The organism is Neobacillus sp. S1227 (genome assembly GCF_055385255.1).
The window spans coordinates 3,500,095-3,519,375 of the sequence record NZ_AP038276.1 but is presented as its reverse complement, the minus strand read 5'-3'; the positions used below and the strand labels follow the sequence as shown (position 1 = coordinate 3,519,375).

The following is a 19,281-nucleotide window of genomic DNA, read 5'->3' as shown; positions in this document are numbered from 1 at the left end:
TTGTGTGAAAAAAGGTTCCCTAAGGAGACTGGTAGACTAGTTTTTACAAGAATAAAAATTAATAGATGAATAGGGAGGAAAAAAGAATGTCAAACAGAGATGCAGTGATCGTTTCAGCAGTAAGAACCCCAATAGGAAGACAAGGTGGTGCATTAGCTAGCCTGAATGCCCATGAATTTGGTGCAGTCGTGATTAAGGAAGCGTTAAATCGAGCAGGTGTGAATGCAAATCAGATTGATGACGTTATTTTTGGAAATGTGTTAAGCGGCGGCGGAAACATTGCTAGATTAACAGCCCTGCAAACTGGACTTTCTCTTGAAATTCCTGGTTTAACTATTGACCGTCAGTGCGGGTCTGGTATCAATGCCGTTGTTTTAGCTGCGCAGGCGATTAATGCCGGAGCAGGAGATATTTATGTGGCAGGTGGAACAGAGAGTATGAGCCGTGCTCCATATTTAATGGATCGCGCAACAAAAGCATATAGTGCAGCGCCGCCTAGTTTTCGTAAATCGCAGCTGTCGCCAAAGGAAATTGGTGATCCGCCAATGGGAATCACGGCTGAAAATCTAGTGAAAAAATATAATATTTCTAGGGAAGAACAGGATGCCTATTCATTAAGAAGCCAGCAAAGAATGGCAGCCGCCATGGAACAAGAATTTTTTAAACAACAAATTGTGCCGATTGAGATTCCGGTAAGAAAAGGGCAGCCAATCACAGTTGCAGTGGATGAGCATCCGAGACCATCTACGACGCTTGAGGGATTAGCTAAATTGCCGCCAGCCTTCATTGAAGGAGGAACAGTTACAGCAGGAAGCAGTTCAGGACTCAATGATGCCGCTAGCGCATTAGTGATTATGTCCCGTGAAAAGGCTGAAGAATTAGGCTTAAAGCCGCTGGCTGTTGTTCGTGACTCAGCGGTAAGCGGTGTGGATCCTAATATTATGGGAATTGGTCCGGTACCGGCAACTAGAAAGCTATTACAACGGACAGGATTGAAGATCGATGATTTTGATTTAGTAGAATTAAACGAAGCGTTTGCCGCTCAGGTAATTGCTTGCAACCGCGAACTGGAAATTGACGAAGCAAAGCTGAACGTCAACGGAGGGGCAATTGCACACGGGCATCCACTCGGAGCAACAGGAGCGATTTTGGTGACGAAAGCCGTTTACGAATTACAAAGAACAAATAAACAGCGGGCATTGATTACAGCTTGTATTGGCGGTGGCCAAGGCATTGCAGCACTGATTGAGCGAGAAGGATAAGAAAGTTTGCCTTTTTGAATATTGGTAAAGTACTAACCGGTTAGTACCGGAAGGAGTGAAAACATTGAATATACAGGACGTAAAACATATTTCAGTGTTAGGTGCGGGGTCAATGGGTCACCAGATTGCCATGTTATGCGCGCTGGGCGGTTTTTCTACAACGATCTACGATATCCAGGAGAATGCCTTGGAAAAGGCAAAGGAAAACCTCGATTTTCAAATGGGAAAATGGGTTCAAAAAGGGAAAATCAGTCAGGAAGGCTTGGATAAGGCCTTCGCCCGACTGAGTTTTACTACTAGTTTAGAAGAGGCAGTAGGAAATACCGACTTTGTCATTGAGGCCGTCGTAGAAAAGCTAGACGTCAAACGGGAGCTTTTCGCTGTTGTTGATCGTTTGGCACCTCCTCATGCCATTTTAGCATCCAATAGTTCCACTATTGCTAGTTCAAAAATTGCTGATGTTACCAGTAGACCGGGAAAAGTCTGTAATATGCATTTCTTCTTTCCAGCTTTAGTAATGGATTGTGTAGAAGTCGTTATGAGCGAAACCACATCTGAAGAAACGGCTGCTGTCACTTTGGCTGTTTGTGAAAAAATCAATCGTACAGGCGTTTTGCTGCGCAAGGAAACATGGGGTTTTATAGCCAACCGTCTGTTGTTTGCTTTAAACAACGAGGCGCTCAAGCTGTATGAAGAAGGAATCTGCGATTATAAAGACATTGATACGATTGTCAAAAAAGCATTAAACCACCCGATGGGTCCCTTCGAGCTGATGGATTTATCAGGTATTGATGTCGGCTACTATGCACTGGCAGAAAAATATAAAGAAACAGGAAATGAAGAAGATAAGCCGTCTGCAAGCCTGGAAGAAAAAGTGAAGGCCGGGACTCTCGGCCGTAAAACCGGAAAAGGCTGGTATGAATATGAAAAAACAGGGGTGAAGGCAAAGTGAATACGCAATTAGTCAAACTGGAAAAAAATGATCATATTGCGATTGTGACCATTGATAATCCACCTTTAAATGTCTTAAGCGGGCAGGTAACAAGTGAGTTAAAGACTGTTTTTGACGATATTGCCAGCGATAACGACATTGTGGTGGCTATCTTGACAGGGGCGGGAAGCCGGGCGTTTATGGCGGGAGCAGATATTAAAGAGTTCCCACAATCCATTGGCAAAGCAGGCATGAAGGACCGAGTCTTGGAACAGCATGCCGTCTTTAACCAAATCGATTTCCTGCCGAAGCCGACGATTGCTGTCTTAAATGGGCTGACCTTCGGCGGCGGCTGTGAGCTTGCCATTACTTGTGACATCCGGATTGCCGAAGAACATGCACAGCTCGGCCTGCCGGAAATCAAATTGGGAATCTTCCCAGGCGGAGGGGGCACCCAGCGTCTTCCTAGAATAGTAGGTGAGGCAAAAGCGAAAGAGCTCATGTTTGTCGGCGACCCAATTTCGGCACATGAGGCACAGAAGCTTGGACTCGTGAACAAAGTGGTCGCAACAGGACAAGGAATGGTTGCGGCACTAGCGATGGCCAAGAAAATCAGCGGGTATTCCCTGCAGGCACTATCTCGAATTAAAAAGGCGGTAGATGAAGGAACAAATATGGAATTCCATGCCGGAATTGAAAGAGAAGCTGAACTGTTTGGAGAGGTCTTCTTAACTGAAGATGTGAAAGAGGGAGTTTCAGCATTTATCGAAAAAAGAAAGCCCGTTTTTGCCCATAAATAAACTAGGTAACAGTGAACATGTCAACACTCGATTCAGGTCTAATGTACAATCTGAAAATTTATCTAAAAACATGAAAAGGAGATGGACAGGATGAATTTTTCATATTCTGAAAAGGTTGTTAGCTTGCAAAAGAGAGTAATTAAGTTTATGGAGGAGAATGTTTACCCAAATGAAAAGCTGTATAAGGAACAGTTGAATCAACAGGAAACACGCTGGTCTGATGTTCCTCCGATTATGCAAGAACTAAAACAAAAGGCAAAAGCGGAAGGGCTATGGAATTTGTTCTTGCCAGAAAGTGAGTATGGAGCAGGATTAACCAACCTGGAATATGCACCACTGTGTGAGATTATGGGGAGATCCGTAATTGGGCCGGAAGTATTTAATTGCAGCGCACCAGATACAGGCAACATGGAAGTTCTAGTTCGTTATGGGACAGAAGCGCAAAAGAAACAGTGGCTTGAACCACTCTTGGCTGGTGAAATCCGTTCCTGTTTTTCGATGACAGAACCAGCTGTGGCTTCCAGTGACGCAACCAATATTGAAACAAGTATTATCAGAGATGGCGATGAATATGTCATTAATGGCAGGAAATGGTGGTCTTCAGGAGCAGGAGACCCGCGCTGTAAGATTGCGATTGTGATGGGGAAAAATGATCCAAACGCAAAGCTGCATGAACAGCAGTCCATGATTCTCGTACCATTAAACACACCGGGTGTGAAGATTGAACGAATCCTGCCGGTGTTTGGGTATGATGATGCCCCGCATGGTCATGCAGAAATCTTCTATGACAATGTCCGGGTGCCAGCCGAGAATATCCTATGGGAAGAAGGAAAAGGCTTCGCGATTGCCCAAGGGCGGCTTGGACCGGGCCGGATTCATCATTGCATGAGATTAATCGGCCTAGCAGAACGTGCACTCGAAGACCTCACTAAGCGCGTGCTGAACCGGACTGCTTTTGGTAAAAAAATCGCTGAGCAAGGTGTTGTTCAAGAGTGGATTGCAGAATCAAGAATTGAAATCGAGCAAGCCCGGTTATTGACATTGAAAGCTGCCTATATGATGGACACAGTTGGAAATAAGGAAGCCAAAACGGAAATCGCGATGATTAAAGTAGTTGCACCAAATATGGCACTAAAAGTGCTTGACCGCGCGATTCAAGCATTTGGCGCTGCCGGCGTAAGTGATGATTTCACGCTTGCCTATCATTGGGCACAGGCACGTACATTAAGACTCGCCGATGGTCCTGATGAAGTGCACCGCCGTCAGATTGCCAGATTGGAACTTAAAAAATATCAAACTCCAGAATTAACAGCAGTCCGGAGTTAGAAATAATATCCGAGTTCAGGTAATGGGAGGTCAGTACTCCATTGCCTGAACTTTTTTTAAAAGGGAGTGATTAAAGAAATGAAGGAAACCTATCGTGACACGATTGATGTGAGAAAAGGGGAGGAACTCGATTATGAGAAGCTCCAAAAGTTTATTCAGGAAAATATAGAGGAGGCCCCTGCAGGCAAATTGGAGATTGAACAATTTGGTGCAGGTAAATCTAATCTGACCTATTTAATCAGAGTTGGCGAATGGGAGGCGGTGCTGCGCCGGCCGCCGCACGGGCCTGTTGCGCCAAAAGCTCATGATATGGAAAGGGAATATACGATTTTATCGAATGTAAACCCAATCTTTTCAACTGCGCCCAAGCCGTATATTTTTTCTAATGATCACTCCATTGTCGGCAGTCCTTTCTTTATCATGGAAAGAAGAAAAGGGATAGTGCTAGATCATGAGTTCCCTGCACATGTTCCCTATCATCCTGGTTTAGGGAGAAAAATATCGGAAATCATGGTCGATCAATTAGTTGAACTACATCAGGTCGATTACACGAAAACGGATTTACTAAAAATTTCAAAGCCTGATGGATTTATGGAGCGTCAGACCGGCGGCTGGATTAGACGGTACGATAATGCCAAAACGGAAGAGGTTCCCGGTGTTGAAGAGTTAACATCCTGGCTGCAAAAAAATATCCCTGTTTCACCAAAACCCGCCATCATTCAATATGATTATAAATTGAATAATGCGATGTTTTCAGTGGATTTTCGTGAGATGACCGGTTTGTTTGATTGGGAAATGGCCACAATCGGCGATCCGCTTGCCGATGTGGGGGTTGCCTTATGTTACTGGCTGGAATCCGGCGATCCTGACGAATTAAAAGGCGGGCCAGGAAACCAACCCATTACAGCAAAAGAAGGCTTCTTTACACGCAGAGAATTCTTAGAAAGGTATGCAAAGCAAAGCGGCCTTGACGTTTCAAATATATCTTACTATCTTACCTTCTCGTACTTTAAATTGGCTGTCATCGCCCAGCAAATTTATTACCGGTATTTCAAAGGACAGACCCATGATGAGAGATTTGCACGGATGAACCAGGCTGCTGCAAGCTATATTGAGTATGCCTTGTTGTCAACCAAGGGGCTATAGGTATGATGCATGGGGACGGTTCTAGTTTTTAGAAATCCGTCCCTATGGCATTTTTTTATGCTCTTTTTAAAAGATTGTAGCTAATCAGAATTCGCAAAGATAAATTGAAATCGCAAATAAAAGGGGTAAATTCGCAAATAAAACTCGTAAAATCGGAAATAAAGGTGCTAGGTTCACAAAAAAGGTATCAAGGGATTTTTGATTTGCTAGAGACATGTAAAACAAAACATGTAATTGGAGAATGTCGCTCGATCCTGACGTGGGTATAAAGGATTAAGGTAAATTGAAGGATTTACATTCCGCTTTCATTTCATAAAAATAAAGATAAGCAGGCAGAAAATTGGTTTGAATGTAAAGTCTTTGGAAGGGGAGTGGTTGATAAAATGCTATATATATGGGATATTGAGGAAATCATAAGTAGTACTTTAGAAGAGCTAAATTTAGATATTAATTATGAGATGAACAATAAATTACCTGCACCGATGAGTTATAACGTATCGACAAATACTCTTAAGTTTAACTACCTGCAAATAAATGGATACATAGCGAATATAAACTTTAAAATTAAACAGACAGATGAAGACTGTGTTAGACTTATTCTTTATCGTCAACTTGGCTATTATTTAGATTTTAGGAAAAACAAACATGACCGAAGGACTATTCATTATGGTGGAGAAGAGGAAAAAGCACAACTTCTATCTCTAATAGAAAGAAATGCCTGGGAATATGGCAGAACCTTGGTACCTGAGAAACTATTAAATTCGTATGATCAAGTACGTGAAATTGATAAAATGCTGATAAAAAACTATTAACCTAATATTTTTGGGAGAGTAAAGCCAAAGCTATGGGGGGATCGTTTCTTATAGGGGCAATTGGAAGTTTTCTTTCGTGCGTAAAAAGGCACAGCTAGCAGATTTCAGCCAGCTGTGCCTTAGTGCTTTTGTCGGGTTTTTTTATAAGTAATGAAAAAAACAGACCAAAAACGAATGTTTTCGGACTTTCAGATTTTTCCTTCTTGAATTTGCTTTCGGGCTTGAACGGCTGTCAGTAATTTGTAGCCTCTTAACTTAGGAATCAAGTTCTCAAGCAGTGCAGCCGCCTCTGTCTTTTTTCCTTCAAATACGGCTTGATCGACTTCTAACATCTTTAAAAGGAACCTGTCATTTATTTTCCCCTTATATTGTTTGAACAGTTCGGCGTCATCTTCCTGAATAGCGATATCCGACAAAGCGTACCACTTTGTCTTATGTCCACTCATTTTCGCAAGGAGTTCTTTCGCTTTTCCATATTCTTTCCGCTCCATTAAGAGCATCAATTCTGAGCCTTGTTTCGCTTTTTTCATGCGGATCTTCCCCATCGCATTCTCCGCCGCCGAAAGGTCCCCTTGAAGAAAATGGTACAGGAACTTCAAATGGGGGGCTTTTGATTTTTTTAAGTACAACATGATCTTTTCAGGATCTTTTCCAAACACAAGCGGGTTTCGGATAAAAATGATCATTATTATAGCTGCAATTACGCCATACATGATCCAAATTGGGATCTGAAAAAATCCCATCACTAAAGCAATAACAAAAACAAACAATAAAAACCCAACCATAACATCCTCCGTCTAAACAGGTTCTATACTTATTTTACCACATTGTTTTCAGGACCTCTGAAAGATAGTCGAAAAAACTTGATGGGGGAATTGAGTCATATGATAACGTACTTAATTTTGTAAAAATATTAAAATTGTAAAAAAGGCTTTCGCTCCTAGTTATAAATCTATTCTTGTCCAATATAGCAGAATAAAATGTTTATTAGGTTAAGGACAAGGAGATGGTTTTTATTGGAAAGAAGAGACATTTTTGAAAATTGGTTCAGATTTTTTAATCCTGATACAGATACAAACTCATTGGATAGGAATCAACTGGCGGCAGAAGAATCCAGTTCGAAATCAACTGGGCATCTTTCTAGCAGAAGAGTCAGCAATCAGATGGATTTCGATTTAGAATCCAGTTCAAAATCAACTCGACATCGTTCAAACAAAAGAGTGACTAGTCGTTTTGATCATGAATTTGAATCGAGTTCAAAATCAACGAGGAATCATTCAAACAGAAGAGATACTACAACTTCTGGTGGGAATGTTAGGGGCATAAGTGCATCAAGATGCCAACAACTTGCTGATATTATCGGAGGCATGGTGATCTCAGCAGCTCCAGTGTGTACTGTTATGCGTCTTCGAGACATTAGAGCAACAATTTTAGGCCGGCGCACTCGTTCTCCACTAGCGCTTCCATTTATGTTAACCTTTGAAAATAATGGTCTTAATCTTGGTGAATCGGTTGTTCTCCAAAGAGAAATTAATCCATTTATTTCAGCATTACGAAATAGAGGTATTATCGTGACAGCCGTTCATAACCATTGGTTGTTTGATCAACCAAGGTTAATGTATATGCATTGGGAGAATGTTGGCATGACCCCTGAAGAGTTTGCTAGAAATAGTATTGCAGCAGCAAGAGAAGCAGGCCTTTTCTAAACAAACATTACATCAAGTTTTTTTCGGCAGGTTAATTTAAACCCAATCAATTTTTGCCTTCTTATTGAAGGTCTTTTTTGTTTTAACTTCACTACATAAAAAAATAAAAGCCATCTGTGATTTACTTAAACATCACAAATGGCCTAATTTTTAAAAAAGACCTGCTTCCCTAGCAGCTGCAATACTGTTTTCAGCAAACGTAAATGGATCCCCGACGTTCTCCCAGTGCATATACATTAATCTTGGAGTCTCGAAGAGCCAATGATTATGAACGGCTGTAACTATTAACCCTCTTCTTCTTAATGCAGTAAGGAATGGATTAATCTCTCTTTGAAGGATAACAGTTTCACCCAGGTTAAGAGTTCTTCCATTCCTATTGTTTTCAAAGGAAAGAGCGAAAGGAAGGGCAAGAGGGGAGCGTGTGCGGCGGCCTAAAATGGTTGCATTAATATTTCGAAGGCGCTGGACTACACAAACTGGAGTTGCTGTAATAACCATGCCTCCGATTATATCTGCAAGTTGTTGGCACGTCGATGCATTGATCCCCATCACACGCCCGTGTGCAGCATTTGTATTTCTTCTAGTTGATTGATGCCTAGTGGTGTGTGAACTTGATTCATGTAAACTTGAGCTCTCATCCCTGCCTCTAAAGAAACTTTGATTCCCTTGGTTATCAAATTGTCTTCTACTCACTTTAAATCATCTCCCTGTCCGACGTTAACAACAGTGTATTCAGTCAAATTGGACAGGGTTAGACTTATGACCTTGGACAAGCAGCCTTTTTTTGTAACTTTTTATCTATGCATAAAAAAATCTCTGAAATATCTTTAAAAGCTTTCATCTTGCCTTAAATGCTTTGCAATGGTATACCCAATTAGAAATGCAGCTGCCGAGGTGTTACCATCGACTGTAAATGGGATGATTTGTGCATCCGCAACAATTAAATTATTAACTCCATGGACGTTTCCAAACCGATCGACAACGCCTCCTCTATTGATAGGTGCCATTCTTAGAGAGCTTTGTTGATGGTGGTTATGATCAAAATTTTCCTTAATAAATTCTTCAAGTTCCCCGTCATCCTCAATTGTTTCAACCGTTGGGTTAATAAGCTGATAAGAAGGGTCAATTTTTGAAAGTCTTTCGGCAATGTCCCTAATATAAGTCCGATAAATGGCTTTAATTGCTTCCAAATCATAATTGTCGGTAAGGAAACCTTCATCCCCAAGGACAATTTTCAGCGGATCATTATTTTGTAATTTAATGGATCCCCGGCTTCTTGGCTGTAAAAATAATATAGCGATATTTAATTTGCCCTCCGCAACAATTCCAACGAGCTGAACACCACGTCGCCGATTGCCCTTGTTCAGTGGATTAGGTAAAAAAGCTCCCCCGGTATATAAGGAGAACGGATCGTTTTGCAGTTCAGGAAGATCCCTTTGATTAACAGAAAATGTAGCAGTGTTTAAGGTATGGTTGGTCAAAAATGCTCCTACATTTGGATTATTAAAAACAACTGGAATCCCCAGCCTGCGCAAGTCATTCGAAGGTCCGACCCCCGATAACATTAACAGTTGGGCACTGTTGATGCCAGCTGAAACGATAACTTTTTTTCGGGCAAACGCTTTTTCCTTTTTGCCTTCTTTAAGAAATTCTACACCTATCGCTGATTTTCTGTTAAATAGAATACGAAGGGAAGTTGACTTATAAAGTACCCTTAGTTTTCTTCCATTCACTCCAACACCATCACGAGTCATGATGTCTGAGGATAAAAAGGCAGTGGAGGAGCTTTCCCGCTGTCCATTCGTTTTTTGGTATAATTGCCACCGTGTAAACGGACCAATGGGTGTTCTGGGGTCGTTATAATCTAGTATTCTTTTTAATCCTGTAGCTTGTTCCATGGCGGAAACCAATTTTTTTGTTATGGCAGGGGGACTGCCGGGAGTTTGCCTGATGCTGATTCGACCACTATAACCATGAATCTCAGGAGTATGTGTTTTCCCATGAAAATGTTCTAATTGTTTAAAGTTTTTTATTGCTTGTTCTGGCGACCATGACGAACCTAGAAGCCTTTCCCATTCTCTTAAGACTGCCGGCGTAGGTCTGACATACTGTTCACCATTAATAGAGGATCCTCCGCCGGATAGCCGTCCTGTTGTCCATTCAAAGGACCTGTCATCAACCCCTTCTTGAGGGACACCTTCTCCTTGCCAAAAATACTCAGGGAAAAAATGTTCTTCAAGTTCAGGGGCAAATCTTGAATCCCTAATAGGTTGATCGGCATCATTATTTTCTCCTGCTTCCAGGACAAGAACTGAAGTTTTTTTATCATCTGTAAGTGTTTTGGCGATCACTGCACCTGCTGGCCCAGTTCCTACAACAATATAATCAAAGGTATTTGATTGGTTAGAAACCATTATTAATTCCCCTTTCTCAATTTATTTATCTTATGAAAAAGGTGAGGGGAAGAAATAGGTAAAGACATAGAAAAAACAAATCAATCATATCTGAATTTTCCCTTAAAAATAAGTACATATCTTTATTGTTTAATAACTATTAAGCGAATCAAGCTTCATGACTTATGCACTTTTTTCAATTATATAGTCTATTTCTCTAGCAATGATCTGAAATCAGGTCTTTTTTCTATCTCAAATTAATATAATGGCTTAGTTAAACTTAAGCCGGAGGTGGTTAAATTGGAGATATTTGGTTTGTCGTTCACCATGCTTTTGGAGGTTATTTTAATCAATATTGTATTGAGTGGAGATAACGCAGTGGTAATCGCAATGGCAGCTCGCAATGTTCCTAAGAAACAACAAAAGAAAGCGATCTTTTGGGGAACGGTTGGAGCCATTATTTTACGATTAATTTTTGCAGTCGTAATTGTGTACCTGCTAGAGTTACCATTCTTAACCTTTGCTGGCGGCCTTCTTCTCGTATATATAGCCATTAAACTTTTAGTTGATGAGGGTGACAACCATCAAAGAGAAGGAGGATCAAGTTTAATTTCCGCTGTGAAAACCATTATGACGGCTGATGCAGTGATGTCCCTTGATAATGTACTAGCTATTGCCGGTGCTGTTGAAGGAAATTTAGCTGGGATTATCATCGGTGTGATGGTTAGTATCCCAATCGTTGTTTTTGGAAGCCAGTTCATATTAAAAGCCATGGAAAAGTACCCGATAATCACCTATGCTGGTGCTGGAATATTAGCGTGGACAGCAGGTGAAATGTTGGTAGGAGAACCAAAATTCCAGCCAATTCTCCCAAACGATTTTTATTTATTGGTGCCAACTGCTACTACAATTCTTGTAATTGGTTTTGGATATACCATCTCTAAGATAAAAACGGCTAAAGAGGTCTAATTAAAAAATAGGTTAAAAAGGACAACATTAGGTAATCTGTTGTCCTTTTTGCTTTGTGAAATCTTTTTTTGGGTCATAGATTACATGGAACCACTGCCGTCATTATTCTTTTGGAGATGAAATATGGAAGCGGTAACGAAATCGTACTCTGGCTGTAACATTATTCTTCACTATGTAAATACCTTAATAGAATTGGCATAATTGTTACTGATTCTTATAACGAAATCCAAACTTCTAGTGTTATGATAATGCAAAGCCAAATCTTTCAGGTGGTATTTTTATAGAAAGATACTCATCCATGAAAAATGGCGCTTTAAGGAGGTTTTATTTTGAAACTCAAATTAAAGGCAATGTTTCTTGCTTTAGCGATGCTTGTCTCGATCCCTTCAATCTGCTTTGCAGATGCATCAGAAGGAGATGTCATTGTTACGTTAGGAGAAAACCTGTCACAACAGCAAAAAAATGACATGTTAGCAGAGTTAGGGGCACCGGAAAATGTACAAATGATTACCGTTTCCAATCAAGAAGAGCATGACTATTTAGGGGAGTTTGTTCCCAATGCACAAATTGGCAACAAAGCTATTTCATCAGCAAGTGTCACGATCGGCTCTAAAGATTCCGGGTTAAAGATTCAATCAAACAATATTACATGGGTAACAGACGAAATGTATAAGAATGCCTTAATGACAGCAGGGGTAAAGGATGCAGCAATCAAGATTACCGCTCCTTACGCAGTATCGGGAACAGCGGCCTTGACTGGAATTATGAAAGCATATGAAACGACAACTAATAAAGAAATTCCTGAAGAGGTCAAAAAAGCGGCTAATGAAGAAATGGTGAAAACCGCAGAGCTTGGTGATTCCATTGGAGCCGACAAAGCTGCTGCTCTTATGGGTAAGGTCAAGGATGAAATCGCCAAAAATGATCCAAAGACTGAAGCTGATATACGTGAAATCATTCAACAAGCTGCAACGGAGCTCGGAATTTCTTTAACAAATGAAGAGTTAGATAAGTTAGTAGACTTCTTCAATAAATTGAAGGGGATGGACATTGACTGGAACCAAGTAAAGAATCAGGTAAGTGAAACAGCAGAAAAAGTCTCCAATTTTTTACATTCAGATGAGGGGCAATCATTTTTACAAAAGCTGCAGGACTTCTTAAATCGGACAATAGAAGAAATACGTGCTCAATTTAATTAGTCGATAAAACCTATTCTAGCGTGTTCCTAATCAAAGAAGAATATGAATAAAAGAGGAAGACCTTCATTTCGAAGGTCTTCCAGATGTGGAGGACATGCCCCTCATGAAGGTAATAAAAAAAGAAAAGAAGAGAATGGATGGAAGCTAGACTTATTTACTACGATTCGTGATTCATGAATGTAGCTGGGCAAATGTCGATTTTTACGAGTAAAAGTCGGAATATTTTGATTCTATCAATTTCAAAATTTTGCTACAATTAAAAAAATAGACTTAGATTCAATTGTGAAGAAGCAAAACTGGTTAATTCAAAAGAATATGGGGAGGTTCTATCATTATGTTAAGATTGATACGTAATAATCAACTTTTGCAGCAAAACCCAATTCATGATGATGAATACATCGAGAAAATGGCGAACTTTTATACCAGTGAAGCCGCAAAAACAATTTATCCAAATATACACAAAACCCCTTTTTATGAGTGGCTTTGTCAGCAGCAAGACGATTTAAATCTCGAAAAGAGCGGGTGAAACTAAATAATTTATTATCAAAAAAGTGATGGAAATAAAAATACCATCACTTTTTATTTGTATGATGATGCATGGGGCGGTTATCGTGTTTCAAATAGTTAGTTGAATGAATTGGAGAAAGTTGCTGAACTTGTGATAAATGTCGAGTCCTCGTAAAATAAACATAGAATACATACAATCAACTAGATCAACAGTATGAAAGTTTAATGGGGAAATAGGAATCCTCCGGGGGAAGGAATGAATCGGTGAATGACACAAATTTATTTAGACTACAACGCCAGTACACCTCTGGCTCCTGAAGTAATCGATGCCATGACGCCGCTGCTGCATGACTATTATGGAAATCCGTCAGCGCTGCATTGGGCCGGGGCACCGGTGAAAGAATTGTTACAGAAGGCAAGGGAACAGGTTGCCGGCTTAATTGGCTGTTCTCCAAGTGAAGTCATTTTTACCAGCGGGGGCAGTGAAGCCAATAACCTGGCATTAAAGGGCTATTATTTTAAGAATAAGAGTAAAGGTAACCATATTATTACATCAACAATCGAACATCCAGCTGTGAAAAATCCATGCCAATTTCTCGAGCAAATCGGGGCGAAGGTCACCTACGTGGGTGTGGATCAATACGGGAGAGTGTCAGTTGAAGAAATTGAAAAAGCCATAACGAAGGACACCATCCTGATTTCGATTATGCACTCCAACAATGAAACCGGGACTTTACAGCCGATTCACGAGATTGGGAACCTTGCTGAAAGGTATGGGATTGCCTTTCATACGGATGCTTCACAATCAGTCGGGAAAGTACCTGTTGATGTGAATGAGTTAAAAGTTGATATGTTGACCATCGCCGGCCATAAGTTATATGCTCCTAAAGGAATTGGAGCGCTTTATATTAAAGTTGGAATCGTTCTGGAACCTCTCATCCATGGCGCGGGTCATGAATTCGGAATGCGGGCAGGGACGGAAAATACCTTGTTGGCAGTTGGCTTGGGAAAAGCATGTGAAATTGCTGAAACCCAGGTTGGAAATAGCGTATTGAAGGAACTGACGAACTATTTTTGGAGCGGATTAAAAGCAGAGTTTGGGGACCGCGTTCAGTTAAATGGACATCTTGAAGAGCGTCTGCCCAATACATTGAACGTAAGCTTTGTCGAAAAAATAGGCCAAGATCTGCTGGCGGCAATCCCACAGTTAGCGGCCTCAACTGGTTCAGCATGCCATGCCGGCAGCATCGAATTATCACCGGTATTAAAGGAGATGGCTGTTCCTGAAAAGGTTGGAATGGGGGCCATCCGGTTTAGTTTGGGAAGGTATACCACGAAGGATGAAATCGATCAGGTATTGCAATGGTTAAGGGAAACGATAGATTAAAGTAAACTGGGACAACAGTGAGATTCGACTGTTGTCCTTTTTTTTATATCAGAATGAGGCAAAAGAACCGTACGGGATCGCTGAGAAACACTCTCTGTTATGCCTTCTTAAAGACAGAGTCATTTTTTGGCCAGGCTTAGATATCTTTAAGGCAGCTCTTGAAAGAGTCGGTGGAAGTGTCTGAAGCTGTGGAACTTACAGACAAAGTTGCAAGAAAATGGTGGAAGTGTCCGAAGCTGTGGAACCTACGGACAAAGTTGCCTGAAAATGTGGTGGAAGTATCCGAATCAGAGCAGCCTACGGACAAAATCGCAAGGAAAGCGGCTGAACCATCCCAAAAAAGGTAACTTTTTTATGACCTTTTTGGAGTGATTACCATTTATCTGGACATACTTTCCGATTTGGTGTGGTTACTTTCAAAATGGGGAGAAATACTTTCCACAATCATGATTTTACTTACACTTATTAGCCAAATACTTACCAAAATACCTGATTTACTTTCCAAACTTATTTTTTAGAGGGAATTTATCTTAAAAAGCCAGGCTGCGAGCCTGGCTCAGGTAACATAATAATCCTTTTTAAAATTTACTCGCCGGATCTGGAGTTTTACTCGTAAAAAGATAGGATTTACTCGCCACCTTGTGAAGTTTACTCGCCTTATTTCAAGATTTACTCGCCAATCTCCATCTCGAGCTGCTGAACCAACCAAAAAAGGTACCTTTTCAATTACCTTTTTGGATTGATTACCATTTATTTGGATATACTTTCCGATTTGGTGTGGTTACTTTCCAAATGGGGAGAAATACTTTCCATAATCATGATTTTACTTACACTTATTAGCCAAATGCTTACCATAATGCCTGATTTACTTTCCTAACTTATTTTTCAAATAAAAAAGCCAGGCGGCGAGGCTGGCTCAGGTAATATAATAATCCTTTTTAAAATTTACTCGCCGGATTTGGGTTTTTACTCGCCACCTTGTGAAGTTTACTCGCCTAATTTCAAGATTTACTCGCCAATCCCCATCTCGAGTGATGGAAGTGTCCAAATCAGTGCAGCCTACTCGACATGATCGCAGGTGAAAGTGTCCAAACCGTCTTAAAGTGTTTTTTCAGTGATCTCGAACAATCTACTTGCCTCACCCGTGAATAAGATACACCTATTCTTATCAAGTTAAGAAATAGACAAATTGGAAGAAGGTGTATTATGGCGAAATATCATTATCGGTCATTCACCATCATTTCTTTATGTATGGCCTTATTACTAATGTCATCGTGTAGTCGATCACAAACTAATAGGCACCAGGACAAAATGGATAAACCTAAAACTCCTCGTGAAGTGTTAGGTTTTTACACTGAACAAGAAGGAACGTATCCTGGGTCGCAGCCTACAGTAGACTCACATTACAAAAGTTTAAGCAGCATCGCACCCTTTTGGTATAAGCTTGACGATAAAAGTCCAGGAAGTCTTATAAGTTCCGTTCCAGCAGAACATAAGACAAAGGTAATTCAAAGTGTTCATGAAAAAAACTTAAAGGTATATATGGTTATACATAATCTCTTCTATGAAACCGTGGAAAAGGGCAAAGAAGTTGCAAGTAATGTACTCGATAATGAAAATAACCGCGATCTTTTCATTCAGAACCTGCGCAATGAAGTAAGTCAGTTTAACTATGACGGTATTAATATTGACATGGAAAATTTGAATTTGGCCGACCGGGATTCCTTTAGTCAGATGATCAAAGAATTGTCTGACGCGCTGCATCGTGATGGAAAAATAGTGACGGTTTCGGTCCCGGCAAACACAGGTGATTCCCGTGCTAATCCCTGGTCACCATGGTTTGATTACGGAAAGCTTGGACAATATTCTGATGGATTAATGATTATGACATATGATGAACATAACCCAAGAACAAAACCAGGCTCAACAGCATCAGTCGATTGGACAGAAGCAACCATTCGTTATGCTTTGAAACAGAAAGTACCACCGGCAAAAATTTTACTCGGTATCGCTGGTTATGGATGGGACTGGGATACAACAACAGCAGGCAAAGCCGGGTATAGCTCCTATGAGGAGTTAATGGGTCAGAAAACAAAATATAAAGCTAAAGTTAAATGGGACTCCCGTTCGAAAACTCCTCATTTTAGTTACATCGACGAAGAACAGCATAGCCACCAGGTTTGGTTTGAGAATAGCGATAGTCTGCGGTATAAGCTAGACCTTGTAGAAAAATATAACTTACAGGGAATCGGGATTTGGCGGCTTGGTTTAGAGGATCCAGAGTACTGGAAGACGATACCCGAGAAAATAAAAGTAAAAAAGATCAATGAAGCAAGTTGAAATCAAATTAACTTGATAATATTTAATAATTTTGAAAAAAATAGTCATAGGAAAGGAGGGATTACGAATGTCAGTGAAAAAGCGGATGACTGGATTGGCCGTTTTACTAGCCATTATAGTGGTTCTGACAACTCTAGGCTCATACAGCGCTTATGCCGAAACCGGCGTCCTAACACAGCCTATTCAGTCTGCCAAAGTAATTGAGGTCGAGTTGAACGATGATTACTTTAAGCCGAAAGACATCACTATTCCGAATGGAACTGCCACAACGTTACTATTGAAAAACAAAGGAAAGAAAAAGCACACCTTTACTGTAGAAAAGCTCAAAATTGATGTTGAAATTTTGCCAGGAACAGAAAAATCCATTACTGTGAAACCGATTATGTCTGGTACATATGATTTGATTTGCCGGTACCATTTACAGGAAGGAATGGCTGGGAAAGTAATAGTCAAATAACAAGCAAGGCCAAATCGGGCCTTGCTTTTTTAATAGGTAACTTTCTTTTAACAACCCAATCATTAGCAGAAATCTAATTCTCCACCACCAAACAGATATTTCTCTAAAAGGGGAATTTCATCGAAAATGGCGCAGGTCCGATTGAATAGGAAAAATAGATAAAAGGGGATAATAAAATCATCTGATACGAGAGTGTGAATAAGTTGAAAGCAAGCTATCCTAGTTATAATGAAATACAAAAAGTCGAAAATCAATTAACTGAAATGAAAAATGAATATTGGCTCCATCACGATTTGTTTACATTTCAATGGTGGCTGCTTTTGATTATTTTTATTCTTCCATGGATTATATGGTGGAAATACGTTGAAAAAGAGAGATTAAAGGAAATTTTACTTTTTGGAAGTTTATTAATGCTATTGGTTGGACTGTTGGACGATATAGGTGTTAACGCTAAACTGTGGTCTTACCCCTACAAATTGATACAGTTAATACCAAGATTAGTCTCAATTGATTACGGAATACTTATCGTTGCTCATATGACGGTTTATCAATACTGCAAAACATGGAAATCATTTATCATTGTTAATTTAATTATGGCAACTATTTTTACCTTTATATTTGAACCTTTGTCCGTTTGGCTTAACATTTATAAATTAGAAAACTGGAAATACATCTATTCGCTTCCAATATATGTTGCAAAGGCTGTACTTATAAAATGGTTAGTTCAAGTAATAAATCGAAAATCTAAATCTATGTGATGGGGTGGAATATTCTTGGTAAAACATGTACCCAAAATAACATCTGCTGAAATTTCAATGTTATGGAGTACCTATATTGGCGACACAATGTCCATTTGTATTCTAAAACATTTTTTACAAACTTGCGAAGATCCGGACGTTAAACCTATTATTAAACTTGCCCTAATGTTTTCCCAAGACCATGTGGCACAATTATCGGATTTATTTACAAAAGAAGGTATTCCTCTTCCAAATGGATTTGGAGACCAGGATGTGAACTTGCAAGCAAGGAAGCTTTTTTCGGATATAACGTATTTGCGTTACTTGCATCATATGGGTAGAACGGGATTGAATTCCTATAGTTTGGCTAAGTCAATCTCTGCACGTAAAGATATACGTGACTTATTCAAACTGTTTTACTCTCAGACCGAAATGTTATATGACCATAATGCAGAACTGATGCAGGAAAAAGGGATTTTTATCCGATCTCCTTATATGGCTTATCCTGATAAAGTTGAGTATATAACAGAGAGAAAATTTCTTGGTGGTCTAATCGGTCATCGGCGACCGCTCCTTGGAATAGAAATTGCCCATTTAGGAATTAATATCGAAGTGGCAAATGTGGCGAAAACGATACTTTTAGGATTTAGCCAAGTCGCTCAATCCAAAAAAATTAGTGACTACTTTAAAGATGGGTATGAATTAGGAAAGAAAATGGTGGAAGATTTTATGATAAAACTAAAAGAAGATGATAATTCATATCCCTCTACATGGGATTCAACCATTACCAATAGCACTGACCCGCCATTTTCTGACAAATTAATGTTATTTCATACAAGTGTTCAAAGTGCCATTGGTATTGGAGATTTTGGACTTGCCATTGCTGCATCGTTTCGAAAAGATTTAACGGTCAATTATGAAGGGTACATCCTGAGGGTCGGGACCTATGCCGAGGAAGGTGCAAAACTCTTAATTGAACATGGCTGGTTTGAAAAACCTCCCCAATCGCTTGATAGAGAATCACTTAGAAATCAAAATATAAACAAAAGGTAGAATACATCATTTTTTCAAGTTTCTAAAAAGGAAAGTGAATTATTTCATATAATGTTGATGAACGGGTGAAGGATTGGTGGTCTATTTTTCTTTGAATAGATAGTTTTTATCTTTTATTCAGTTATTCCCACATGCTTTTAGCAGTATTTCTTTTCGAAAAGCAGCAATCTTTAAGAAAATAACCTAAAAATGAGCATAATGTTCAAATTAATGGTACAGTTTAGTAAGTAAATTTTAAAGATGAATAGGAGAACAA

General features: G+C 39.8%; 19 protein-coding genes. 16 read left to right on the top strand and 3 right to left on the bottom strand.

Annotated elements, in window-relative coordinates:
* Positions 1 to 86 precede the first annotated feature (86 nt).
* The 6 genes from ACZ5AE_RS17540 (at position 87) to ACZ5AE_RS17515 (ending at position 6,277) form a co-directional block, all read left to right on the top strand.
* A complete protein-coding gene (locus ACZ5AE_RS17540; protein WP_464565896.1) occupies positions 87 to 1,262 on the top strand; it encodes a thiolase family protein in 1,176 nt (391 codons plus the stop codon).
* Positions 1,263 to 1,326: 64 nt separating this feature from the next.
* Complete coding sequence (locus ACZ5AE_RS17535; RefSeq protein WP_464565895.1) at positions 1,327 to 2,214, top strand: 3-hydroxyacyl-CoA dehydrogenase family protein; 888 nt, start codon at positions 1,327 to 1,329, stop codon at positions 2,212 to 2,214.
* Positions 2,211 to 2,993 (top strand): enoyl-CoA hydratase, encoded by a 783-nt coding sequence (locus ACZ5AE_RS17530; protein ID WP_464565894.1) that lies wholly within the window; start codon positions 2,211 to 2,213, stop codon positions 2,991 to 2,993. The genes ACZ5AE_RS17535 and ACZ5AE_RS17530 overlap by 4 nt, the downstream gene beginning before the upstream one ends.
* A gap of 90 nt (positions 2,994 to 3,083) precedes the next feature.
* On the top strand, positions 3,084 to 4,319 hold the full coding sequence (locus ACZ5AE_RS17525; RefSeq protein ID WP_464565893.1) for an acyl-CoA dehydrogenase: 1,236 nt from the start codon (positions 3,084 to 3,086) through the stop codon (positions 4,317 to 4,319).
* Positions 4,320 to 4,397: 78 nt separating this feature from the next.
* Positions 4,398 to 5,465 carry a phosphotransferase family protein gene (locus ACZ5AE_RS17520; RefSeq protein WP_464565892.1) on the top strand — a complete coding sequence of 356 codons (1,068 nt, stop codon included), beginning with the start codon at positions 4,398 to 4,400 and terminating at the stop codon, positions 5,463 to 5,465.
* Between the two features lie 371 nt (positions 5,466 to 5,836).
* Positions 5,837 to 6,277 (top strand): hypothetical protein, encoded by a 441-nt coding sequence (locus ACZ5AE_RS17515; protein ID WP_464565891.1) that lies wholly within the window; start codon positions 5,837 to 5,839, stop codon positions 6,275 to 6,277.
* Between the two features lie 188 nt (positions 6,278 to 6,465).
* Here ACZ5AE_RS17515 and ACZ5AE_RS17510 read toward each other — a convergent pair whose 3' ends face one another.
* Positions 6,466 to 7,062: a hypothetical protein gene (locus ACZ5AE_RS17510; protein WP_464565890.1), complete on the bottom strand. Its 597-nt coding sequence runs from the start codon at positions 7,060 to 7,062 to the stop codon at positions 6,466 to 6,468.
* A gap of 231 nt (positions 7,063 to 7,293) precedes the next feature.
* Here ACZ5AE_RS17510 and ACZ5AE_RS17505 point away from each other — a divergent pair, with 231 nt between their 5' ends.
* Positions 7,294 to 7,983: a DUF1259 domain-containing protein gene (locus tag ACZ5AE_RS17505; RefSeq protein ID WP_464565889.1), complete on the top strand. Its 690-nt coding sequence runs from the start codon at positions 7,294 to 7,296 to the stop codon at positions 7,981 to 7,983.
* Positions 7,984 to 8,133: 150 nt separating this feature from the next.
* On the opposite strand, the gene ACZ5AE_RS17500 is transcribed toward ACZ5AE_RS17505, so the two are convergent.
* Positions 8,134 to 8,676 (bottom strand): DUF1259 domain-containing protein, encoded by a 543-nt coding sequence (locus tag ACZ5AE_RS17500; RefSeq protein ID WP_464565888.1) that lies wholly within the window; start codon positions 8,674 to 8,676, stop codon positions 8,134 to 8,136.
* Between the two features lie 134 nt (positions 8,677 to 8,810).
* The gene (locus ACZ5AE_RS17495; RefSeq protein WP_464565887.1) at positions 8,811 to 10,397 is read right to left on the bottom strand and encodes a GMC family oxidoreductase; all 1,587 of its coding nucleotides are present in this window, start codon (positions 10,395 to 10,397) and stop codon (positions 8,811 to 8,813) included.
* Between the two features lie 270 nt (positions 10,398 to 10,667).
* On the opposite strand from ACZ5AE_RS17495, the gene ACZ5AE_RS17490 reads away from it, so the two are divergent.
* The 9 genes from ACZ5AE_RS17490 to ACZ5AE_RS17450 all read left to right on the top strand — a co-directional run bounded on the left by ACZ5AE_RS17490 (position 10,668) and on the right by ACZ5AE_RS17450 (position 19,025).
* Positions 10,668 to 11,345 (top strand): TerC family protein, encoded by a 678-nt coding sequence (locus ACZ5AE_RS17490; RefSeq protein WP_464565886.1) that lies wholly within the window; start codon positions 10,668 to 10,670, stop codon positions 11,343 to 11,345.
* A gap of 350 nt (positions 11,346 to 11,695) precedes the next feature.
* Complete coding sequence (locus ACZ5AE_RS17485) at positions 11,696 to 12,544, top strand: DUF1002 domain-containing protein (protein WP_464573654.1); 849 nt, start codon at positions 11,696 to 11,698, stop codon at positions 12,542 to 12,544.
* 334 nt (positions 12,545 to 12,878) lie between these two features.
* On the top strand, positions 12,879 to 13,070 hold the full coding sequence (locus ACZ5AE_RS17480; RefSeq protein WP_464565885.1) for a hypothetical protein: 192 nt from the start codon (positions 12,879 to 12,881) through the stop codon (positions 13,068 to 13,070).
* A 249-nt stretch (positions 13,071 to 13,319) separates the two neighbouring features.
* Entirely contained in the window at positions 13,320 to 14,438 is a 1,119-nt protein-coding gene (locus ACZ5AE_RS17475; RefSeq protein ID WP_464565884.1) for a cysteine desulfurase family protein, read from the top strand.
* Between the two features lie 176 nt (positions 14,439 to 14,614).
* Entirely contained in the window at positions 14,615 to 14,785 is a 171-nt protein-coding gene (locus ACZ5AE_RS17470; RefSeq protein WP_464565883.1) for a hypothetical protein, read from the top strand.
* Between the two features lie 964 nt (positions 14,786 to 15,749).
* Positions 15,750 to 16,778: a glycosyl hydrolase family 18 protein gene (locus ACZ5AE_RS17465; protein ID WP_464565882.1), complete on the top strand. Its 1,029-nt coding sequence runs from the start codon at positions 15,750 to 15,752 to the stop codon at positions 16,776 to 16,778.
* Positions 16,779 to 16,845: 67 nt separating this feature from the next.
* Positions 16,846 to 17,235 carry a cupredoxin domain-containing protein gene (locus ACZ5AE_RS17460; protein WP_464565881.1) on the top strand — a complete coding sequence of 130 codons (390 nt, stop codon included), beginning with the start codon at positions 16,846 to 16,848 and terminating at the stop codon, positions 17,233 to 17,235.
* A 194-nt stretch (positions 17,236 to 17,429) separates the two neighbouring features.
* The gene (locus ACZ5AE_RS17455; RefSeq protein ID WP_464565880.1) at positions 17,430 to 17,993 is read left to right on the top strand and encodes a CBO0543 family protein; all 564 of its coding nucleotides are present in this window, start codon (positions 17,430 to 17,432) and stop codon (positions 17,991 to 17,993) included.
* A 15-nt stretch (positions 17,994 to 18,008) separates the two neighbouring features.
* The gene (locus ACZ5AE_RS17450) at positions 18,009 to 19,025 is read left to right on the top strand and encodes a DUF3231 family protein (protein ID WP_464565879.1); all 1,017 of its coding nucleotides are present in this window, start codon (positions 18,009 to 18,011) and stop codon (positions 19,023 to 19,025) included.
* Positions 19,026 to 19,281 lie beyond the last annotated feature (256 nt).

Bases quoted from the DNA above. Each gene is read 5' to 3' on its own strand.
- ACZ5AE_RS17540 (WP_464565896.1), top strand. From the start codon at position 87: ATGTCAAACAGAGATGCAGTGATCGTTTCAGCAGTAAGAACCCCAATA.
- ACZ5AE_RS17525 (WP_464565893.1), top strand. From the start codon at position 3,084: ATGAATTTTTCATATTCTGAAAAGGTTGTTAGCTTGCAAAAGAGAGTA.
- ACZ5AE_RS17520 (WP_464565892.1), top strand. From the start codon at position 4,398: ATGAAGGAAACCTATCGTGACACGATTGATGTGAGAAAAGGGGAGGAA.
- ACZ5AE_RS17510 (WP_464565890.1), bottom strand. From the start codon at position 7,062: ATGGTTGGGTTTTTATTGTTTGTTTTTGTTATTGCTTTAGTGATGGGA.
- ACZ5AE_RS17495 (WP_464565887.1), bottom strand. From the start codon at position 10,397: ATGGTTTCTAACCAATCAAATACCTTTGATTATATTGTTGTAGGAACT.
- ACZ5AE_RS17485 (WP_464573654.1), top strand. From the start codon at position 11,696: ATGTTTCTTGCTTTAGCGATGCTTGTCTCGATCCCTTCAATCTGCTTT.
- ACZ5AE_RS17480 (WP_464565885.1), top strand. From the start codon at position 12,879: ATGTTAAGATTGATACGTAATAATCAACTTTTGCAGCAAAACCCAATT.
- ACZ5AE_RS17475 (WP_464565884.1), top strand. From the start codon at position 13,320: ATGACACAAATTTATTTAGACTACAACGCCAGTACACCTCTGGCTCCT.
- ACZ5AE_RS17465 (WP_464565882.1), top strand. From the start codon at position 15,750: ATGGATAAACCTAAAACTCCTCGTGAAGTGTTAGGTTTTTACACTGAA.
- ACZ5AE_RS17460 (WP_464565881.1), top strand. From the start codon at position 16,846: ATGTCAGTGAAAAAGCGGATGACTGGATTGGCCGTTTTACTAGCCATT.